We start from the raw sequence: 21505 nt of genomic DNA on the forward strand, positions 1-21505 counted from the left end.
TTGCAAAATCTCAGGCAGTTTCAATATTCGCTGCATCGTGAAGATTTAACATTTCTATTGCCATCTCTCGAAGCTTGTATTTTTGAACCTTACCGTTAGCAGTTGTAGGAAAGCTATCAACAAATATGACATACTTGGGCGTTTTATGACGTGACAGATTCTGTCTTACATACTCTTTTATCTCTTCCTCAGTCACTGAGGCTCCATCTTTCAAAATCACAAACGCCATTATTTCCTCACCATATACTTTGTCCGGAACTCCAACCACCTGAACATCCTTTATAGCAGGATGTGTATACAAAAATTCTTCTATCTCACGAGGGTATATATTTTCCCCTCCTTTTATTATCATGTCTTTAAGCCTTCCAGTAATTCTCAAATACCCATTTTGGTCTATGTACCCTAAATCTCCTGTGTGAAGCCACCCATCTTGGTCAATTGCCTGTTTTGTTGCCTCAGGCATTTTATAATACCCTTTCATAATGTTGTAGCCTCTTGTACAAATTTCACCAATTGTGCCGTTTGGAACCTCTTCTTTGGTGTTTATATCAACAATTTTAACCTCAACACCTTCTAATGGTCTACCCACAGTTGACACTCTAAACTCAAGAGGGTCGTCTACCCTTGTTTGAGTTATCACAGGAGATGCCTCTGTCTGACCATACGCAATTGTTATTTCCTTCATATTCATCTTTTCAACAACTTCTCTCATGACCTTTATAGGACAAGGTGCGCCTGCCATAATACCTGTTCTGAGTGACGAAAAATCAAACTTGTTAAAATCAGGATGCTGCAAGATTGCAATGAACATTGTAGGCACACCATGAAGAGCGGTACACCTTTCATAGTGGACTGTCTCCATTACCATAAGTGGATTAAAATGGTCAAGAGGTACCATAGTAGCACCTTTTGTAACACAAGCAGTAATTCCTAGCACCAAACCGAAACAGTGAAAAAACGGAACAGGAATGCAAAGTTTGTCGTTATGCGTAAGCTTCATACACTCAGCAATTGCATATCCGTTGTTTAGAATATTCTTGTGTGTAAGCATAACTCCTTTTGGAAATCCTGTCGTGCCGGATGTGTATTGCATATTGATAACCTCATCAGGCTGAAGGCTTTTTTGTCTTTGATAAAGATCAGCATCTGAAACCCTTCTACCGAGATCTACAACCTCATTCCATGTGTACATTCCTCTGTGGGACTCTTTTCCGATAAAAATTAGTCTTTTCAAGTATGGCAAGTTTGGATTTTCAAGTTTTCCTTTTTCACAGTTTTTAAGTTGTGGATTTAACTTTTTTATAATTTCTAAATAATTTGAATCCTTAAAGCCTTCTATAAATATGAGAGTTGAACTATCTGACTGTTTTAGCAGATATTCAAGTTCATAGATTTTATAATTAGTATTTACTGTGACCAAAACAGCTCCAATCTTTGCAAGGGCAAAAATAGAGACAAGATATTCTAACTTGTTGGTTGCCCATACAGCAACATGCTCACCTTTTTGAATCCCTATTGCCAAAAACCCTTTTGCTGTATCTTCAACTATTTTTTTAAACTGTTTATATGTAAGGTATATCTTCTCATGATGATAAATTACAGCAAGATTTTCTGCATACTTTTCTGCTATTATATCAAAATAATCAGGAATAGTCATATCAATCAAAGCCATCCTGCCATTGCCCCCTTAAAATTCACAAAGCCTTTTACCTTGTTTTTGAAATAAGGTAAAAGGCTCATTAATGGTTTTAGATTATTATAAATTTTAAATGCATAAATTGTCAACAGAGAAAATCTTATATATATTTCTTAATATGTCCAATTGCACTTTTCTCTATTCTCGACACTTGAGCTTGTGAAATACCAATAATAGTCGCTACCTCCATTTGTGTCTTCCCTTTGTAATATCTTAGGTATAAAATCTCTTTTTCGCGTTTTGTTAGCCTGCTCAATGCATCTTTTAATGAAATTTCTTCAAGCCATAGATTCTCACACGACTTTTGGTCACTTACTTGGTCAACTACATACATTGTATCAGTGCTGTCTTGGAAAATTGGTTCATAAAGTGAAATAGGTTCTTGTATAGAGTCAAGTGCAAAAACCAAATCTTCTTTTGAAATACAAAGCTCATTAGCTATCTCCTCTAAGGTCGGTTCTCTGTAATTTTGGCTTATATACCTTTCTTTTATTTTTAGTGCCTTGTAGGCTGTGTCTTTCAACGACCTTGATATTCTCATTGCATTGTTATCTCTCAAATACCTTCTTATCTCACCGATTATCATTGGAACAGCATAAGTTGAAAATTTGACATTTTGTGAAAGGTCAAAATTGTCAATAGCCTTAATAAGTCCTATGCAACCAACCTGAAACAAGTCATCCAAATTCTCACCACGATTTGCAAATTTCTGAACAACACTTAAAACAAGCCTTAAATTCCCTTCTATGAATTGTTTCCGTGCCTCTTTGTCTCCGTTTTTCATTTTCTTTAGAAGCTCAATTTTCTCTTCATGACTCAGCATAGGGAGAGTTGATGTGTTAACACCACAAATCTCTACCTTGTTCAAATTGTAGCCTCCCCCTTTTTTCAAAAGCTTAACTAAGGTTTAGTATTTACTCTAAGGGAGGCAATTATTCTAAAAATAGTTGGTATTTTATATAATCTTTGCTAACTCTTTTTTAAGTCTTGTAATAATCTTTTTTTCTAATCGGGAGATATAACTTTGGGAAATTCCCAACATATCAGCAACCTCTTTTTGCGTCTTCTCACCTTCATCACTAAATCCAAATCTGAGCTCTACAATCCTCTTTTCTCTTTTTGGAAGTTTTTGGATTGCTTTGAGAAGTGCTTCTTTTTCGACATTACTTTCAATACTGCTGTAAACCCCCTCAGAATCTGTTCCCAAAACATCAGATAGCAAAAGCTCATTTCCGTCCCAGTCAATATTTAATGGCTCGTCTATTGAAAGTTCCAGTTTTCTATGTGAGTTTCTTCTCAAAAACATCAAAATTTCATTTTCAATACATTTTGATGCATACGTTGCAAGCTTGATGTTTTTGTCAGGATTATATGTATTGATAGCTTTAATAAGTCCAATCGTACCAATTGATACTAAGTCCTCAAGATTTATCTTGGTATTTTCAAATTTTCTTGCAATATAGACAACAAGTCGTAAATTTCTCTCAACCAATACCTTTTTTAGTTCTTCCTTCCTCTCATAATGAATCTTATTCAAAATCTCAGACTCTTCCTCTGGAGTAAGTGGGGGTGGCAATGTCTCACATCCGCCAATATAAAATAGTTCAGTTATCTGTGAATCAGAAAGCTGAAAACCAAGCTTTTTAAAAAGTTCCAAAACATAATTTAAAAGTTTTGATTCAAATCTCATCTTCATCCTAAAACCTCCTTTAAAAATCAAATTAAGTCAGGGCCAAGTAAGGCTGAATACCTGTTTGATATCTTCTTATCGTACAAAGCGATTGCCACATCCCTTTTTGTCCATGTGTTCCTATTCTCTGAGATGTAAAACTCATCAGGTATCACTCCAATTAGAACTCCATGTTCCTGTCCAATAGAATTGTAAGGAATGAGAACAATTTTATGTCCAAGATGTTTTTGTAGTTCTTCCAAATTCTGGGTAGATATGTCAGCTTGGTTACCTTTTTCTCTTAGCAAATTTCTCTCCACAATTACAACTGGTCTTCCTGAAAATGGCTCCTTTAGGTTATTCCCTGTATCAACATAAGCCGTACAATTGTATTCTACGTCATTTATCTTGAATTTTATGTATCTTATAAGTGATTCTTTATACATTCTTTTGAGTATCAGCTCATATGACAGTTTAAAGACAATCAAAGAACATCCAAGAGCTATCAGTACATTTTTAAGTTTAACCTGAACATCAATTACAAAGCTGCTTTTTGTTATATAATAAAGGAAAAATACCATACCACCGAACATTATTGTAACAAGGTAAAAACTGAGCAGCTGTCTTAGAAAGATGAAAAATTTTTTGGGCCAAAAAGTTAGATAAACAAAAATTACAGATACAATTATCTTACCAAATATTGAGTATAAAAATTGCATGGGGGGATAAAATTGTAGCAAAGAATAAAGTGAAGCCAAAATGCTTGTAAAAAGTATCTTGAAACTACTAACATTTGTTCTTGTGATATACGCAGTTATGAGGAAAATAAAGTAGTTAATAACTAAGTTCTCCAATATATACACATCAGCATAGATAATCATGATTTGATTTAAAACATCTTTCTCATCAAATTGGTATTTCTAAGTAAAATTATACTTCTCTACAGTTGAAATTTATGTCAAAATATAAAAGAATCCACTTTTCATTTTTATCCATATTTCATGCAATTTCGCCACAAAAAAACCCCCTGCATACATTCTGCAGAGGGTCTTTTTGCTTTATTTTTTGTTCTTTAGGAATATTGGAATTTCAAATATATCATCGTCTTGGAAAAGACTTTGTAGATTACTTGTCTTGGATGAAGAAATCTTACTGGTTTGCTGATTTTGCTGACTATCTTCCACAGAATCAAAACCAGTTGCAATGACAGTGACCTGAACCTCATCCTTCATCTCTTCATTGAAAACAATTCCCATGATAAAGTTGACATTCTCATCAGCCTCAGATGAGATAAGTTCGTTTGCCTTTTCAATCTCATCAAGCAAAAGCTCTTCTGGGTTACCTGTGTAGTTGACCAATACTCCCTTTGCACCTTTTATTGACGTTTCCAAAAGTGGGCTGTTAATAGCCTGCTCTAAAGCTTTCAAAACCTTTTCATCTCCTTTTGCCTTGCCAATACCCATATGTGCATATCCCTTGTTCATCATAATAGCCTTTACATCTGCAAAGTCAACATTGATAAGCCCCGCATTCAAGATTATATCAGAGATACCCTGAACACCTTGTCTTAGAACGTCATCTGCCATTCTGAACGCATCAGAAATCTTCAAGCTCTTATTTGTTGAAAGCATAAATAGTCTATCATTAGGTACAATTATTATAGTATCAACTATTTTCTTTAGTTCCTCAATTCCTTTTTCAGCATTGATTCTACGTTTTGCACCTTCACTTTTAAAAGGCCTTGTGACCACTGCAACTGTCAATATACCCAGTTCTTTTGCAATTTCAGCAACAACAGGGGATGCACCTGTCCCTGTACCACCGCCCATCCCAGCTGTAATAAATACCATGTCAGCACCTTTTAAAACCTGAGATATCTCTTCTTTGCTCTCCTCCGCTGCCTTTCTTCCAATCTCCGGGTCAGCTCCTGCTCCAAGTCCTTTTGTTACTTTTTCGCCTATTTGAATCTTATAATGTGCTTTTGAGCGCTGCAAAGCCTGCTTGTCTGTGTTGACTGCAATAAATTCCACCCCAGATACTCCAACATCAATCATCCTGTTTACTGCATTATTACCCGCCCCACCAACACCAATTACTTTTAGCTGAGCAACAGTCATCTTTTCAGTGTCAAAACTAATCATCCTTGTTCTCCCCCTTAGCAAAACTCTTGTTTTTTAGCAAAAGTACTCTTCGCATCTCACCAAAGTTCTGAAAAATCCTAACACCAAACGCAACAACAGCCGCTTGGTATAGAGGAATACCAAGCTTGTCACCTAAATACGCAAAAAGCATAGCAATTAATGTATTGCCAACAAAACCAGATATGAATATGTCAATTTTGAAATCACCTTTCAAGTTTGATTTTAGAGCACCAAATATTGAATCAAGTGCTGCAAGAAGTCCCACTGCTACATATGACGAATAATCCTGTGGAATACTTACTGGAATAAATATACCTATCAAAATACCTATCGCAAGGGCAAGTACAAGTATAATCATCTTCTCATCAACTTCCCTCACTTTTAATCTTCGCGTAGTTGAATTTTAAAGTCCCTGTATACCTCGGAATTACAATATTTGAAGCCTCTTCAATTTTCACCTCAATAGAAAACTCCTTTAAAAGGTCTATAATACCACCCCGCATCATAAGTGAATTTTTCAAAATTTTAGGATCACCAATAGCCTTTATTATGTACGGGGTAGAATAACGAGTATTGTTTATGCTGATTGTTGGACCTGCACATCTTATCTCGGTTGTGCTAACCACCCTCTGGTCATTTATAGATATAGCCTCAGCCCCAGCTGCTCTCAGTTCATTTATAACCTGTAATATATCTGAATCGTGCAAAAGAAAACTATTCGGGTCAACATTTGCTGTTGCAGGAACTTTGCTATCATCAAGTGTAATTATTATACCAGGCCCTTCAACATCTGTAAGTCCTGCTAATATCTTTACCTTGTCAAGTTCATCTTTTAAAAGCTCTGTTGTTTTGCTAATGCTTGCAGCAGAATCTTGATATTCTTTTATTTTGCTTTCCAACTCATAAATTTGAGACCTCAAACTACTATTTTCTTTTCTCAGCTGGTTTATCTGTTCAGCAAGTTCAATTGCTCTTGCCTTTTCAAGGTTTTTTAGCTCATTACTTTGCCTTACACTCTTTATCTGCATTGAAATTAAAATTCCTAAAATCAATAACAAAATAGCAGTTGCAACTTGTCCACCTGTTGGTTTTTTTATCCTGATTTTCATAGCAATCAATTGTCCTCCTCAGTGTTTGGACTGAATGTAGCAATTCCATTTGAATTCAGAGTTATTGTACCTTCAATGTGTCTGGGAAGCTTTTCATAAACGCTTTTTAAAAGCCTTAGCTTATAATCTATTTCTGAGAGGTCACCTACCTTGACTATTAGCTTGTCTATTTTGAATTCAATATTGTTTACACTTTTTAGTGAGACAGTGACACAATCAACATTAAATTTGCCAAAAATATCAAACTTTTTTAAACTATTTGCAACTCGCAATCCTTCATCAAATAGCAGCTCATCGTCTATATCAAGTTTCTTGCCAACCGTAGCTTCATTCACTTTGAGACCTTCAAATATGATTGACTTTTTCGGCAAATCTCCTTCTATTCTTATTACATACCCATTTTTATCAACTTCTATATAAGAATTTAAATATTTTATAAGACCCACAGTCTCTTTTTCATAAACCTCTAAAATTAGCATATTTGGAAAACGCCTTGTGATTTTCACATCTTCAATCTCGGGGTTTTCCAGAAGTTTTTGCCTAATCTCTTTTGTATTTATATTCAGTATATTCTGATTTTGATATTGTTGTAGTATTTTTATAATATCATCTTTTTTGACTCTTTTCAAATTATGTATACTAAACTCTTTCACATTGAAGTAATCTAACCTGAAAACAAATATAGCAGTTAGTACTACTAAGATTAATAATACAATAAACTTTCTCGCAAATCTACCCATTTGGTATTTCCACTCACCTTTTATAGCAATTGTTAATTTTAGTTTATTGACCTCTTCTAATCTTGGCACCTAAGGTTGAATACTTCTCTTCAATCCTTTCATACCCTCTGTCTATATGCTCTGCAGTTACAATCTCTGTCTTTCCCTCTGCACACAGCCCCGCAATAAAAAGTGCTGCTCCACCTCTTAAATCCTGAGCAAAAACCTGACAACCCCTTAGCTTCTCAATTCCATTTATAATAGCTATGTCCTTTTCTACATGTATCTGAGCACCCATTTTATTAAGTTCTGGAACATGCTTGAACCTGCTTTCAAAAATAGTTTCTTTTATTATGGTTACCCCTTCAGCTATAGAAAACACAGTACAAACAGGAGCTTGAAGATCAGTTGGAAATCCCGGATAATAATGTGTTGTAATCTTTTGGTTTCCTTTTAATCTTCTGTCTTTTTTGATATATACCTTATCTCTTTGCTCTTTTATTTTACATCCCGCACTTTTAAGGATATGAAGTATCGAATCTAAATGCCGCGGAAAAACATTCTTCAGTAAAACTTCTCCCCCACATGTTGCAACAGCACAAAGATACGTCCCTGCAACAATTCTATCAGGAATGACAACATAATGATCTACTTCATTTCTTAACCTTTTTACGCCTTCAATCTTAATGGTATGAGTCCCTGCGCCTTTTATCCTTGCTCCAAGCTTGTTTAAAAAGTGGCAGAGGTCTGCTATCTCAGGTTCTTTTGCAGCATTTCTAATTATAACCTCACCGTCACAGAAAACCGAAGCAAGTATAATATTTTCGGTAGCACCAACAGAGGGTATTGGTAAAAACACCTCTCCACCTTTTACGGAATCGCATCTGCATTCAATTGTGTTGTCATATTCAAAAACCTCTATGCCAAGCTGGACAAATGAAGATATATGAAGGTCAATGGGACGTTGGCCTATCTCACAACCCCCAGGGTGGTTTGTAAGTCTCACTTCTTTGAATTTGCTCAAGATTGCTCCAAGAAATAATATGCTTGAGCGCATCATCTTGGCACACTGTGGAGGAATTGTAAAGTTCTTAATTGAAGTTGGATCAATATATGCAATGTTGTCCTCAAACCTTGTTTTGCATCCAAGATATTCAAGTATCTCAATAGTATGTCTTACATCAGCAATGTCAGGTACATTTTTTATTATGACTTGCCCTTCTGCTAAGATTGAAGCTGTTAGAATGGGCAATGCTGCGTTTTTTGCACCCTCAATTTCAATCTCACCATATAAAAAAGTTGGACCCTCAATAATGAGTGTTTGCATGTTTGTACCCTGCAAAGCACCAACAATAGTGTCGCATATTATTTTATTCATTGCCTTTAATATTTGTTACAATGATAAATACTCTTCAAAAATCTTTCCTATATTCTGAGTTGCCTCAGGTTTTCCCATCTTTTTGCTGTTTTCACTCATTTTTTTGTATAAATCCTTGTCGTATATTAGCTTTTCAAGAGAACTTTTCAACTTATCACTTTCAAGTTCGTTTTCAAGCACAACAAAACAAGCCCCTACTTTTTCAAGTGCCCTTGCATTGTACTCTTGATGGTTGTTTGCAACATATGGCGATGGCACAATTATGCTTGGCTTCCCCAATGCAGTTATTTCAGATATGGCAATTGCACCTGCTCTTGATATTACAATATCTGCAGCTGCCAAATATCTTGGCATATCTGAAATATAAGGCAGTATCTTTATATTTGACTTGACCCCTAAACTATTAGCAAAGTTCACAGCCTCTAAATATTTTGTATCACCTGATGAGAGGATAAAATACACATCTTTACATCCTTCAAACTCTTTTGAAAGTCTAATTACTGCCTTGTTGAGATTCTCAGCCCCCCTGCTCCCACCAACTGCCAAAACTACTATTTTATCTTCCAAACCCAAGGAGCTTTTAGCAGCCCTTACATCATAGGAGAATATCTCAAGCCTTATAGGATTTCCTGTGAGCACTACTTTGTTTGAGTTTTTAAAAAATCTCTTACTTTCTTCAAAGCTAATTAAGATTTTCTCACAAAATCTTGAAATTATCTTATTGGCAAGCCCCGGATATGCATTTTGTTCATGAAGAATTGTTTTTATCATAAGCCTTCTTGCTGCAAATGCAACAGGCAATGACACATAACCGCCTGTTACAAACACCACTTTGGGTTTTATCCTCTTTAGTATCTGCAAGGCTTGCCTGTACCCATTTATAAACTTTAAAAAAACCTCAACATTTTTCACGGTTAAACTTCTTTTTAGTCCTTTTGCTTGAATATATTCAATTTTATAACCATGCTGCGGAACTATCTTTGACTCTAACCCCTCATTTGTCCCTATAAACACTATATTTAAGTTATTGTACCTTTTTTTAAGATAGTCAGCAACGGCAACTGCTGGATAGATGTGTCCACCAGTTCCACCACCACTGAATACGATACTAATTTCTCCCCTGTTCATTTTAACACCTTAATCCTCCTTGAAATGCTCAAAAGTACACCAACACCAAACATGTGGAATAGTATAGAAGACCCTCCATACGTTATAAAAGGGAGTGGCACACCTGTTGCAGGGACAGAAGCTGTCACAACAGCAATATTTAAAATTGCTTGAGTGGCAATTATGCTTGTCACGCCAAACGCAAGCAATGTTCCAAACCTATCACGTGCATGGAGTGCAATGACAATGCCACGCCAGATGAATAATATAAATAACACTATTACAAATACAGCCCCTACAAAACCAAGCTCTTCAGATAAAATTGAGAAAATAAAATCAGTATGAGGTTCAGGAATATACAAAAGTTTCTGTCTGCTCTGTCCAAGCCCCATCCCAAAAAGTCCACCAGAACCAATAGCATATAGTGACTGAATTATCTGATAACCTTTATCAGTTGGATCTGCCCAGGGATTGAAAAGGGCCTGGATTCTTTCAACCCTATATTTTTCTTTAATTGTGAGATAATATAACACAGGCAAAGATAAAACCCCAATTGTCACAAAATAACTTATATTAAGCCCTGCTGCAAAGAGCATCAGCATTGTAATGCAAAGTATTAAGATAGACGTACTCATATTTGGTTCTTTGTATATAAGCGCAAAGTAAACTCCACTCAAGAGCATGGATATAACAAAAATCTTAAACTTCGATTTGCTTTCAGCAGTATCATCAAGATAGCTCGCAAGTAATATCACAAGCGCGTACTTTGCAAGTTCTGAAGGTTGAAACTGAACAGGCCCAATATCAATCCATCTTCGTGCATTGTTAACAAGTTTCCCTATACCAGGAATTAAAACTAATATAAGTGATATTGTTCCTATTACGTAAAGGAGTATGGAAAACTTTTTGAAGATTCTATAATCTAATTGGCTTGTTATATACATCACTATTATTCCTAATAAAAGACCAATTAATTGTTTTTTGAGAAAATAATAACTATCATTAAAGTGATAGTAAGCATAGTAGTAGCTTGCACTAAATATCATAACAACCCCAATTAGAGATAACAAAAGTGCAATATACAAAAGCGGATAGTCAATCATCCTCTTTTCCATTCATCCTTCACATCCCATAAACAAACTCAAAGCTCATTTACATATTGTTTGAAAAGTCTACCTCTTTGTTCATAACTCTCAAACATATCCCAGCTTGCACATGCAGGTGATAGCAAAACCACATCACCTTCTTTTGCAATCTCAAAGCTCTTTTTAACTGCCTCTTTTAAATCCTCTACAAACTCAAAGTTTAAGTATCCTATTTTTTGAAGCTGATCTGCTATTTTCTGTTTTGTCTGACCAAGCAAAAATACCTTTTTGACCTTTTGTGAAATTAGCTTTGCAAACTTTTCAAAACTCTCTCCTTTGTCATAACCACCTGCAATTAAGATTATTGGCACTTCAAACGAATTTAAAGCCTTTGAAGAAGCATCTGTATTTGTGCCTTTAGAGTCGTTGTAAAATCTAACACCATTTATCTCTCTCACAAACTCTATTCTGTGTTCGACACCCTTGAACTCCTTAAGAGTTTTTTCAATGATCGAAGGTTGTATTTCAAAAGGCAGAACGCAGCCAATTGCTGCAAGAGCATTTTCTAAATTGTGCTCACCTGGCATAAATATGTCATCTTTTCTCATCACTTTCTCTACCTTACCTAAAAAGTTACGGTATATAAAATCTCCATCAACAAAAACGCTGTTTTGTGTATCTGACTCGTTTTTTGAAAATGTTATTACCGTGCCTTTTGCACAACCTATCAAATCCCTTGTTATACTGTTGTCCATATTAAGCACAGAGTAACCTTCTTGGTCAATATTTTCAAATATTCTCATCTTTGCTCTTATATAGTTTTCCATATTCATATGCCTATTTAGATGGTCAGGCGTTATGTTCAAAATACACCCAACCATTGGCTTGAAGTATTTAATTGTCTCCAACTGAAAGCTTGAAATCTCTATAACAAAGATAGTATCATCAGTTGAACTTTCAACATAGTCAATAAAAGGAAAACCAATATTGCCACAAACAATTACGTTGTCAAAAGCTTTTTTTAAAATCTCACCTACAAGGGTTGTAGTTGTGGTTTTACCATTTGTGCCTGTGATTGCAACTATATTTTTACTTCTACAGAATCTATATGCAAGTTCTATCTCACCAATTACCTCAATTCCTCTCTTGTGTGCCAGTGTAATATATCTTTTGGTAAGGGGAACACCAGGACTTATAACCACCATGTCAGATGTATCTACTACAGCATCTGGTAAATCATTAAAGTAAAGTTCATCCGCAAATTTTTTTATAGTTTCTTTTTGTTGGTTTTTCATCTCATCTTCTCTTTTCTCATCAAATGCAACAACATAAGCGCCATGTTTTTTTAAAAATCTTGCTGATGATATCCCACTTTTTCCCATTCCGATGACCAGAACCTTTTTGCCAAATAAATCCAATTTTAAATACCTCCAATTCATATTTGTATTATTGCTAAAGCCACTAAACAGAAGATGATTGTGAATATCCAAAATACAACAACAACCTTCGCCTCATCCCATCCTAAAAGCTCAAAGTGATGATGTAAAGGTGCCATCTTGAATATTCGCCTTTTTGTAAGCTTATAATACATCACTTGTAACATGACAGAAATAGCCTCTATGATATAAAGCCCCCCTATTATCATCACCAAGACGGGCTGCTTTAGCATAACAGCAATTGAAAAAATTGCTCCTCCAAGCATCAGTGACCCTGTATCTCCCATAAACACCATTGCAGGATGTGCATTGTATCTTAAAAACCCCATACAGCTGCCTACAATTGCTCCACTGAAGATTGCCATGTCTTGTTTTTTTGAAAAAATTGAAACAATTGCTAAAAATAAACCTACAATAAGAGTAACACCACTTGCAAGTCCGTCAAGCCCATCTGTCAAGTTAACAGCATTCACGGTAAACACCATGAGAACTGACATTATGGGTATATATGCCCAGTTCAAATCTACATACCTGTTCAAAATGGGTATGTAGACATCGGTGCCCAAATACTTTTTTACAATATACAAAAATGTTATGCTAATTAAAAACTGCAAAACCAACTTCTCACGTGCACGCAGCCCCAACGACCTTTTCAAAACAACTTTTATAAAATCATCAATAAAGCCAATCAGTCCGAAGGCAGATGCACAAACAAGCGGTGCTCCTATTTGTGGATATTTTTTATAGAATAGCAAGGAAGTTATCAAAATACTTAAGTATATTACAAGTCCGCCCATTGTTGGAGTACCACTTTTTTTGTGGTGAGTTTGTGGTCCGTCGTCACGGACTACCTGACCACATTTTAAATATCTTAAAAACGGAATTGCAATTGGCATTACAATCAGTACGATCAAAAATGAGATTATAATTGCAAGTATTGTATCAACGTCAAGCATATTTTTAAAGCCCCCTGAGAAAGTTATCTACAAGTTCATCCAGCTTCATACCTCGTGATGCTTTAAATAGCACAATCGCCTCTTTTTCAATTTCTTTTTTAAGAATATTAAGGCATTCCTCCTTTGAGGCATAATAAGCCTTTATACTGCTGCTGTTTTTTCTCACCTCGTCAAATATATAAAAAGCATCTTTACCAGTACAAATGATAACATCAATTGGCTTTGACACTATGTATTTACCAACTTTTCTATGCTCTTGTTCAGAAAATTCACCAAGCTCTAACATATCTCCAAGTACTAAAATCTTTTTGCCACTAAAACCACAAACACCATCTATTGCAGACATCATCGAATGTGTACTTGCATTATAACTATCGTCTACAACTGTCACCCCATTTTTCTTTATTACCTCAAACCTTCTTCTAAGCCCACATTTTTTCAATATCCCTTTCTCAATTGCCTCTTTCTCAATTCCCAAAATTTCGCCAACTGCGATTGCAAAAAGTGAATTGTAGATATCATGAAAGTTAAAGCTTTCTATAAAATACTTGTGATTACTTACCACAAAGAAAAATCCATTGTCTACTTTTTGAATGTCTTCGGCTCTAAAGTCTGCATCATTTTCAATGCCAACTGTCACAACTCTTCTTTTTAGTTCATGCTTGTGCGAATATAAAATATCATTGTCATTGTTAACAATTAATATTCCATCCTCTGGCATACCATCTTGTATCTCAGACTTTGCAAGAAAGATATTGTATCTTGTTTTAAGATTCTCAATATGTGCAACTCCAATATTAGTAATTATTCCTATATTAGGTTTTGCAATTTTCGAGAGAAAAGATATTTCTCCAAAATTGCTCATGCCCATTTCTAAAGTGGCCACTTTTGCCTCATCAGGAATGTTCAATATAGAATACGGAAGCCCAATATGATTGTTAAAATTTCCTTCGTTTTTATACGACCTAAATTTGTTACTCAACACATTAAATACATATTCTTTTGTTGTTGTCTTGCCTACACTTCCTGTAATTCCAATTACAATAAGATCTTTTCTTTTCTCCCTGTAAGCTTTAGCCAAAATCTGCATGGCCTTTAATGTATCCTCTACTTTTAAATACGGGCAGCTTTTTTCTGTGTTAACATCTTTTTGTGTAATAAAACTAATAGCTCCTCGGCTTATTGCCTCTTGAATAAAATCATGTCCATCAAATTTATTTCCTTTTAATGGAATAAATAGTGTGTTTTTGCCTATGTTTTTGCTGTTAATTGAAAAGCTTTCTATTAATACATCATCCCTGAAATTCTCTATGTTCGTGTGCAATGTTTCTGCAATTTCTGACAGCCAAAGACTCATTTTTTTAGTTCCTCCAAGATACTTCTCACAACTTCTCTCTCATCAAAGTGAATAGTCCTATCTTTTAGTATCTGGTAAGTCTCATGACCTTTGCCAGCAAGGACAATAAAGTCATTCTCTTTAGCATTTTTTATAGCATATTTGATTGCTTCAAATCTGTCTGGAATAACTACATACTCGGCGTTTGTCTTTTGCAAACCCACAAGAATATCCTCTATTATTTTAATCGGATCTTCAGTCCGCGGATTGTCAGATGTGACAATCACAAAATCAGCCATTTTCCCAGCTATCTCACCCATAATCGGCCTTTTTGTCCTGTCTCTGTCGCCTCCACAGCCAAAAAGAAGCACCTTTCTTCCTTTTGCAACCTCATCCACTGTCTTCATAAGATTTAAAAGCCCATCTGGCGTGTGTGCATAGTCAATTACAATTGTGAATTTGTCATTTGACTCAACTATCTCAAACCTACCAGGTATTGACTTAACAGATTCAAGGCCTGCCTTTATTGTTTTTAAGTCTATTCCAAGCGCATAGGCACAGCTTGCAGCTGCCAGGGCATTGTATACAGAAAAGATGCCGGGAATATTAAGCGTTACTTGCTCTCTATTGTCCAATTGCCAAAGCTCAAATTGGTTTTTATTTACATAAAGCTTTACATTCATTGCACAAACGTCTGCTTTAGAATTTATACCATATGTGACGGAATCCGGATAAATATTGACAATTTTTCTCCCCCATTCATCGTCTACATTGACAACTCTTTTTTTACTCATCTCAAAAAGTTTTAACTTAGCAGCAAAATAATTTTCCATTGTCCCATGAAAATCAAGATGGTCTTGGGTAAGATTGGTAAATACTCCCACATCAAAGTCACAACAATCAACCCGATGCAGTTCAAGCGAATGTGATGACACTTCCATTACAACGCTGTCTACATTTTCTTTTTTCATCTCAAAGAATAGTTTCTGCAAATCGTAGGATTCAGGTGTTGTGTGCTTTGCTTCTATCTCCTTTTGACCAATCATATTCTTAACTGTTCCAATAAGGCCGACCTTACGACCACTTTGTTCAAGGATTGACTTTATCATAAAGGTGGTCGAAGTCTTGCCGTTTGTCCCTGTAACACCAATGAGTAAAAAGTTTTTTGATGGATGTTCAAAAAAGTTAGCAGAAATAACCGAAAGAGCTTTCCTTGTATTTGAGGTTTTTATAAAGAGGACCTTATCTTTCAACTTTGAGGTGTCGAAAAATTCATCGACAATTATAAGCTTTGCACCTCTTTCTATTGCCTCATCTATATACTCATGCCCATCTGTCTTAAATCCTTTTATACACACAAATGCAAAGCCATCTTCTACATTTTTTGAACTATAAGCAACATCTTTTATATCTTCATCAAAATTTTTTATATTTGTTTCAATCATATCCAAACCTTCTATTAGCTTGTTTATTTTCACCTCAAAGCCCCCTTGTCTTTCAAGCTCTATTCAGCATTTTCTTTGTCAGCAAACTCAACTTCAACTATTGAGCCAATTGGCACTTTTGTACCTGGCTGAGGGTCCTGTCTTATGGCCTTGCCTTTTATCCCTTTTATCTTTATATTAAGCATATTACTTGTCAAGACCTTCTGTGCATCTTGCATACTCAGCCCTACCACATTTGGTACAACAACTTCTGATTCATTGTTCTGCACAGTAAAAAGAACTATTGTTGAACCTTCTTTTAGCATAAATCCTGCCCTAGGTATTTGGTCAATTACATTTTTGCCATTGCCTACAACTTTGACATTAAATTTGCTGTCTAAAACTGTCTTTTTTGCGCTTTCAATGTCCATACCAGTAACATTAGGTACAATATACTCTTTGTAAAATTCAATTTTCTTTAATTCCTCGGCTGTATATTGTGGTTGTATTTCAAGGTATCTTAGAATATCATTTAACAGGTCACGTGCAACAGGTGCTGCAATCAAACCGCCATAGTAAAGCGATGGGTCTGGCTCGTCAATAATCACAAGCACAGACACTTTTGGATTGTCAGCTGGCGCAAACCCACCAAATGATGCTATATACCTTTTCACCGTCTTATCATATTTTTGTGATGTACCTGTCTTGCCAGCAACTTTATATCCTAACAGGTAAGCATTGTGACCAGTACCATTTGTTACAACAGACTGTAAAATACTTCTCAGTCTTCTTGCTATCTCAGGATTCATAACCCTTCTTTTTTGTGGATTGTCAAACGACTTTATTACTTTCTTATCTTTATCATAAATGGCCTTGACAATATGAGGCTGGACCCAAACACCATCGTTTGCAACGGTATTTATCATACTAATTACCTGAATAGGTGTTGCTGAAATACCTTGACCAAACGATATTGTTGCAAGTTCAACTGGTCCAACCTTGTCAATAGGTTGTACAATGCCCTTCGCCTCACCAGGAAGATCAATTCCTGTCTTTTGCCCAAACCCAAATAGGTTTATATACTTATACAGTTTTTCTTTGCCAAGTCTCTGACCAACTTCTATAAATACTGGGTTACACGAATTTTGCACACCTTCCACAAAATTTTCTGCACCATGCGGATTGTAGTATCGCCAACATCTAAGTATAGCATTTGCAACCTTTACATAACCCCTACAGTAAAACTGAGAGTTTTCATTTACAACTCCTTCCTCAAGGCCTGCGGCTGCAGTGACTATCTTAAATGTAGAACCTGGCTCATACACATCGTTAAGTGCCCTGTTTCTCCACATTGACTGAATAATCTTGACCTTCTCAGACTGTGGAAGTTTATCAAAATCAGGGAATCTGTCTTTGTAAAGCAGGTCAAAAGGCTTGTTTGGATCAAAGTCAGGTTTTGATGTCATAGCTAATATCTCACCTGTTTCGACCTTTTCAACTATTATTGTTACACTTTTTGCCTTGTTATCATACAAAGCTTTCTGTGCGTATTTTTCTGCAAAGTGCTGTATTGTTTCATCAATTGTGAGCATAACGTCATAGCCATCAACAGGTTTTTTGAAAAACTCCTCAGAAAATGGTGCTGCCCTCCCGCTTGCATCTGTTTGGGCAGCAATGCTGCCTGGTTTCCCTCTCAAATACTTGTCATAATAAAGCTCAAGTCCTGCTAACCCCTGGTCATCAACACCAGTAAATCCAAGCACTTGTGCTAAGAAATTCCCGTTTGGATAAACCCTTTTTGCACCGCCTGTAAGATAGACCCCGGGAAGGTCATATTTTCTTATCTTATTTGCTTTGTCCTTGTCAATATTGCGTGCTATGTAAACGTCAGAAACTCCTTTTGTATTGAGTTTTTTCAAAATCTTTTCATAGTCCATACCCAAAATACCTGAAAGCACTCTTGCTGTATACTCTTTGTCTTTGACCTGACTCAAAGAAGCAACAACTGTTTCTGCTGTGATTGACATTGCTAAAATCTTGCCGTTTCTGTCAACTATACTACCTCTTTTTGGAGCAACAAGCCTTTCTCTGGTCCACTGCGAAAACGCCTTTTTTTTGAGCTCTTCTCCTTTTATCAGCTGAAGATATGAAAGTCTTCCAACAAGCAATACAAAACTCAAAAAAAATATTGCCATCATAAATATAATTCTCTTTTTTATCTTGATCGATGCCTCTTTCAAGCTTTCGCTTCCCCCATTGTAAGTTTAAAAATAATCAAAATAGTTTCTTAATAAAGTTTATTATTGAAAATATTCTATTATTATAGTTTGCCTTATCTTTCTTTGCCAAAACCTTATTATTACTGCTGCTGTCGTCAACAGTTACATAAATAACTTGCGATGAATCAGGATGGGTCATAGAGTACTTCTCAGTTGCAATTCTTTCTATTTCAGAAAGTGTAAACTTACCATCTATCTGAAGTTTTAACTCTTTGTTTATGTCACTTTGGATTTTCAACTCATTTTGGAGTTTTGCAAGTTTTGCCCTCTCTGCTGTAATATTTACATATCCGCACATTAAGATTATTGAGATACCACAAAATACACTTACAAATATAAGGCGTTTCACCAACTTTAATTTCTCAAGCTTTCTTTGTTTACTTATCTCCTTTCTTAGCTCATTTTTTTTAATTATCTCTTCTTCTACCTCTCTTCTCTTGAGTTCCTCTAAAAAATCATCATCATACAGCACAGAAGCTTCTTTTGCCATAATAAATAAAACCCCCTTAAATTTGTTTCATATCTTCTCGGCCACTCTCAGCTTTGCGCTGTGGCTTCTCTTGTTCCTCTCAATCTCCTCTTTGGTAGGGGTTATGGGTTTTTTTGTGAGAATATTCAGCTCTTTCTTTTTCCCGCACACACAAACTGGTATATCCTTTGGACATATACACTCAAGTGAGTGATACTTAAAAAATTCCTTTACTATCCTGTCTTCAAGAGAATGAAATGATATAACACAAATTCTCCCACCACTTTTTAAAAATCTTATACTTTTTTCAAGTGCTACTTTTATCTCTTCAAGCTCACCATTTACTTCAATCCTGATTGCTTGAAAAGTTCTTTTTGCAGGATTTGAACCGTCTTTTGGTCTCGGGACAACCGAGTTTATTAAATCATTTAACTCTTTTGTAGTTGTAATTGGCTTCTGTTTCCTTCTTTTTACAATCTCTTTTGCAATTTTTTTGGCACACCTTTCTTCCCCATACTCTCTTATTATTCTCTCAAGCTCCTTTTCAGAGTACTTGTTGACAACATCATATGCTGTGAGCTTGCTTGTCTTGTCCATCCTCATGTCTAAAAAAGAGTCACTATTGTATGAAAAACCCCTCTCTGGCTTGTCAAGTTGTAAAGACGATACACCAAGGTCGAACAATATTCCATCAATCTTGTCAATCCTAAGAAAGTTAAGTACCTCATCTAACCTTGAAAATGGTGAATGAACAATCTTTATATTGTTGCATTCCTTAAACTTTTCTTTGCCAAGCTCTATTGCCTCTTCATCTTTGTCTATTGCAATCAGAAAACCATTACTTGATAGTTTTTCAAGTATCTTCTTCGAATGTCCTCCAAGACCGAATGTTGCATCAACATATATCCCATTTGGTTTGGTCACTAAATACGATGTGGATTCTTCAAGCAAAACTGGTATGTGCTCATACATCTCTCTTCACCTGTAATGTTTAATTCTCATATCCCAAGTTCTTCCATTTTCTGTGCAATTTTTTCAACAGAAAGACTTTCATCTGCCATTTCTCTTTGCCAGTTTTCTTCGCTCCATATCTCTATTCTGGTCATAACACCAATGATAAATACCTCTTTTTGCAAGTTTGCATATTCTCTCAAATTTTGTGGTATCAGTATCCTCCCTTGCTTGTCAACCTCACATTCGCACGCCCCCGCAAAGAAAAACCTCAAAAATGCCCTTGCGTCTTTACTTGTAAGTGGCAACTTCTTTAACTTTTCTTCTAACACTGCCCACTCTTTGAGCGAGTACCCAAAAAGGCAGTTGTCAAGCCCTTTTGTCAATATAAATCTTTCACCAAGTTCTTCTCTGAATTTAGAAGGTAAAGTTACCCTTCCCTTGTTATCCACCACGTGTTTATACTCACCTATTAACATTCAACCACTTTACTCCACTTTGAACCACTTTATAAAAATATTCTATATCAATTCGAAAAATCCTTCAATAAAAGAAAAAAAATAGGGCAATTCAATCGCCCTATTTTTATGCCTTTCTTTTAAAATTTTTTCTGTAAATGTACCCCCCGCCTCTGCTAAAAAAAAGTTTTTAGACCTTCCCCTCTTTTTGTACCAGCTTCTTAAAAACTACCTCATTCTGCTCTTTATAGTAGTCCAAAATCAGTTTGTCCAGCTCAGTACTGACATGGTATATCGCATCATAATCTGCATTACTGTTTATAAGCTCATCCAGCTTCTCTCTGAGTTTCATTATCTTTTCAGTTATCATATTCCCACCATCTTACAGAGATTGTATTTTAATTATAAAACCAAATGCGCATTTTGTCAACAAAAATACTCTAAAAATACATTGTACTGATTTTTTGCTATATTTTGTCGAAATATTGTAATCTCAATTTTAAAACAATAGTTGATCCAATAATGACACAAATTACTGCAACAAGTTGGGACACTCTTATCGGACCGAGCATTAGACTGTCTGTTCGCAGAGCTTCTATAAAAAATCTTCCAATAGAGTATAAAATTAAATAAAACCCTAAAATCTCGCCATCTTTCTTCTTATATTTTCTCAAAATAAGCAAGGTAAAAAACACAAGAAAATCCCATACTGATTCGTACAAAAATGTTGGATGGACTTCTATACGCTTTCCTGCTTCCACACTATAAATCTGCATACGCCAGGGAAGATTCGTCTCATAACCATATGCCTCGCGGTTTGCAAAGTTTCCCCATCTTCCAATTGCCTGCCCTAAAATAAGACCATGTGCACCTATGTCGCATATCTTCAAAAAACTTATTCTTTTTGTTCTACAGTATATATAAGTGCTGACAAGTGCACCTATCACCGCACCGTATATTGCAATACCACCTTGGCGTATTGCAAATATACTAAGAAGATTATCTTTGAACTCTTTAAAATTAAACAATACATAATACACCCTTGCAAATATAATCGCAACAGGTGTTGCAATTATTGCAATGTCAAGTAAAACTTCTGTTTGTACATTTTCCTTTTTTGCAATATAGCTCGAAACAAGAAAGCCGCATAAAAAACCAAATGCAATTATTATCCCATACCATCTAACTTCAAGGCCAAAAATCTTAAACGCTATTGGACTAAAATTAAACTTAAGGTGGAACCCCGGAAATACTATACTGTTGTCATACATTTGTTTTCTCACATCCAACAA

General features: G+C 35.6%; 21 protein-coding genes. All 21 read right to left on the reverse strand.

The features are described from left to right. Positions 1–10: 10 nt before the first annotated feature. Positions 11–1672, reverse strand: a complete 1662-nt coding sequence (locus PGC14_RS08545) for an AMP-binding protein (RefSeq protein ID WP_271628674.1) — start codon at positions 1670–1672, stop codon at positions 11–13. Positions 1673–1796: 124 nt separating this feature from the next. Beyond that, a complete protein-coding gene (sigG, locus tag PGC14_RS08550) occupies positions 1797–2564 on the reverse strand; it encodes an RNA polymerase sporulation sigma factor SigG (protein WP_011916493.1) in 768 nt (255 codons plus the stop codon). A gap of 87 nt (positions 2565–2651) precedes the next feature. Next, positions 2652–3386: an RNA polymerase sporulation sigma factor SigE gene (gene sigE / locus PGC14_RS08555; protein WP_039765419.1), complete on the reverse strand. Its 735-nt coding sequence runs from the start codon at positions 3384–3386 to the stop codon at positions 2652–2654. A gap of 26 nt (positions 3387–3412) precedes the next feature. Further along, entirely contained in the window at positions 3413–4246 is an 834-nt protein-coding gene (locus tag PGC14_RS08560; RefSeq protein WP_271628675.1) for a sigma-E processing peptidase SpoIIGA, read from the reverse strand. A 177-nt stretch (positions 4247–4423) separates the two neighbouring features. Continuing rightward, complete coding sequence (gene ftsZ, locus PGC14_RS08565; protein WP_011916490.1) at positions 4424–5506, reverse strand: cell division protein FtsZ; 1083 nt, start codon at positions 5504–5506, stop codon at positions 4424–4426. Further along, complete coding sequence (locus tag PGC14_RS08570) at positions 5499–5864, reverse strand: small basic family protein (RefSeq protein ID WP_011916489.1); 366 nt, start codon at positions 5862–5864, stop codon at positions 5499–5501. Before PGC14_RS08570 ends, ftsZ begins: the two co-directional genes overlap by 8 nt. A gap of 7 nt (positions 5865–5871) precedes the next feature. Beyond that, positions 5872–6615, reverse strand: a complete 744-nt coding sequence (locus tag PGC14_RS08575) for a DUF881 domain-containing protein (RefSeq protein ID WP_271628676.1) — start codon at positions 6613–6615, stop codon at positions 5872–5874. 5 nt (positions 6616–6620) lie between these two features. Next, a complete protein-coding gene (locus tag PGC14_RS08580) occupies positions 6621–7424 on the reverse strand; it encodes a cell division protein FtsQ/DivIB (RefSeq protein WP_237738205.1) in 804 nt (267 codons plus the stop codon). Next, a complete protein-coding gene (gene murA, locus PGC14_RS08585) occupies positions 7399–8661 on the reverse strand; it encodes a UDP-N-acetylglucosamine 1-carboxyvinyltransferase (RefSeq protein ID WP_039765427.1) in 1263 nt (420 codons plus the stop codon). The genes PGC14_RS08580 and murA overlap by 26 nt, the downstream gene beginning before the upstream one ends. A gap of 66 nt (positions 8662–8727) precedes the next feature. Further along, on the reverse strand, positions 8728–9840 hold the full coding sequence (gene murG / locus PGC14_RS08590; RefSeq protein ID WP_271628677.1) for an undecaprenyldiphospho-muramoylpentapeptide beta-N-acetylglucosaminyltransferase: 1113 nt from the start codon (positions 9838–9840) through the stop codon (positions 8728–8730). Further along, positions 9837–10922, reverse strand: a complete 1086-nt coding sequence (gene ftsW, locus PGC14_RS08595; protein ID WP_307742511.1) for a putative lipid II flippase FtsW — start codon at positions 10920–10922, stop codon at positions 9837–9839. Before ftsW ends, murG begins: the two co-directional genes overlap by 4 nt. A 38-nt stretch (positions 10923–10960) precedes the next feature. Then, positions 10961–12322, reverse strand: coding sequence for a UDP-N-acetylmuramoyl-L-alanine--D-glutamate ligase (gene murD, locus PGC14_RS08600; RefSeq protein ID WP_039765289.1), 1362 nt, complete (start codon positions 12320–12322; stop codon positions 10961–10963). A 17-nt stretch (positions 12323–12339) separates the two neighbouring features. Further along, positions 12340–13296 carry a phospho-N-acetylmuramoyl-pentapeptide-transferase gene (mraY, locus tag PGC14_RS08605; RefSeq protein ID WP_039765291.1) on the reverse strand — a complete coding sequence of 319 codons (957 nt, stop codon included), beginning with the start codon at positions 13294–13296 and terminating at the stop codon, positions 12340–12342. A gap of 4 nt (positions 13297–13300) precedes the next feature. Continuing rightward, the gene (locus PGC14_RS08610; protein WP_271628679.1) at positions 13301–14653 is read right to left on the reverse strand and encodes a UDP-N-acetylmuramoyl-tripeptide--D-alanyl-D-alanine ligase; all 1353 of its coding nucleotides are present in this window, start codon (positions 14651–14653) and stop codon (positions 13301–13303) included. Beyond that, positions 14650–16110, reverse strand: coding sequence for a UDP-N-acetylmuramoyl-L-alanyl-D-glutamate--2,6-diaminopimelate ligase (locus PGC14_RS08615; protein ID WP_039765296.1), 1461 nt, complete (start codon positions 16108–16110; stop codon positions 14650–14652). The genes PGC14_RS08610 and PGC14_RS08615 overlap by 4 nt, the downstream gene beginning before the upstream one ends. A 26-nt stretch (positions 16111–16136) precedes the next feature. Further along, entirely contained in the window at positions 16137–18296 is a 2160-nt protein-coding gene (locus PGC14_RS08620) for a stage V sporulation protein D (RefSeq protein WP_271628680.1), read from the reverse strand. A gap of 34 nt (positions 18297–18330) precedes the next feature. Beyond that, positions 18331–18825 carry a cell division protein FtsL gene (locus tag PGC14_RS08625; RefSeq protein ID WP_271628681.1) on the reverse strand — a complete coding sequence of 165 codons (495 nt, stop codon included), beginning with the start codon at positions 18823–18825 and terminating at the stop codon, positions 18331–18333. 27 nt (positions 18826–18852) lie between these two features. Next, a complete protein-coding gene (gene rsmH, locus PGC14_RS08630; protein ID WP_271628682.1) occupies positions 18853–19776 on the reverse strand; it encodes a 16S rRNA (cytosine(1402)-N(4))-methyltransferase RsmH in 924 nt (307 codons plus the stop codon). A 26-nt stretch (positions 19777–19802) separates the two neighbouring features. Continuing rightward, positions 19803–20234: a division/cell wall cluster transcriptional repressor MraZ gene (mraZ, locus tag PGC14_RS08635; RefSeq protein WP_039765306.1), complete on the reverse strand. Its 432-nt coding sequence runs from the start codon at positions 20232–20234 to the stop codon at positions 19803–19805. 169 nt (positions 20235–20403) lie between these two features. Continuing rightward, positions 20404–20583: a Spo0E family sporulation regulatory protein-aspartic acid phosphatase gene (locus PGC14_RS08640; protein ID WP_039765308.1), complete on the reverse strand. Its 180-nt coding sequence runs from the start codon at positions 20581–20583 to the stop codon at positions 20404–20406. A 97-nt stretch (positions 20584–20680) separates the two neighbouring features. Continuing rightward, the gene (gene lgt / locus PGC14_RS08645) at positions 20681–21484 is read right to left on the reverse strand and encodes a prolipoprotein diacylglyceryl transferase (protein ID WP_039765313.1); all 804 of its coding nucleotides are present in this window, start codon (positions 21482–21484) and stop codon (positions 20681–20683) included. Between the last annotated feature and the right edge of the window lie 21 nt (positions 21485–21505).

The organism is Caldicellulosiruptor sp. DIB 104C (assembly GCF_028198085.1).
Classification (GTDB): domain Bacteria; phylum Bacillota; class Thermoanaerobacteria; order Caldicellulosiruptorales; family Caldicellulosiruptoraceae; genus Caldicellulosiruptor; species Caldicellulosiruptor saccharolyticus.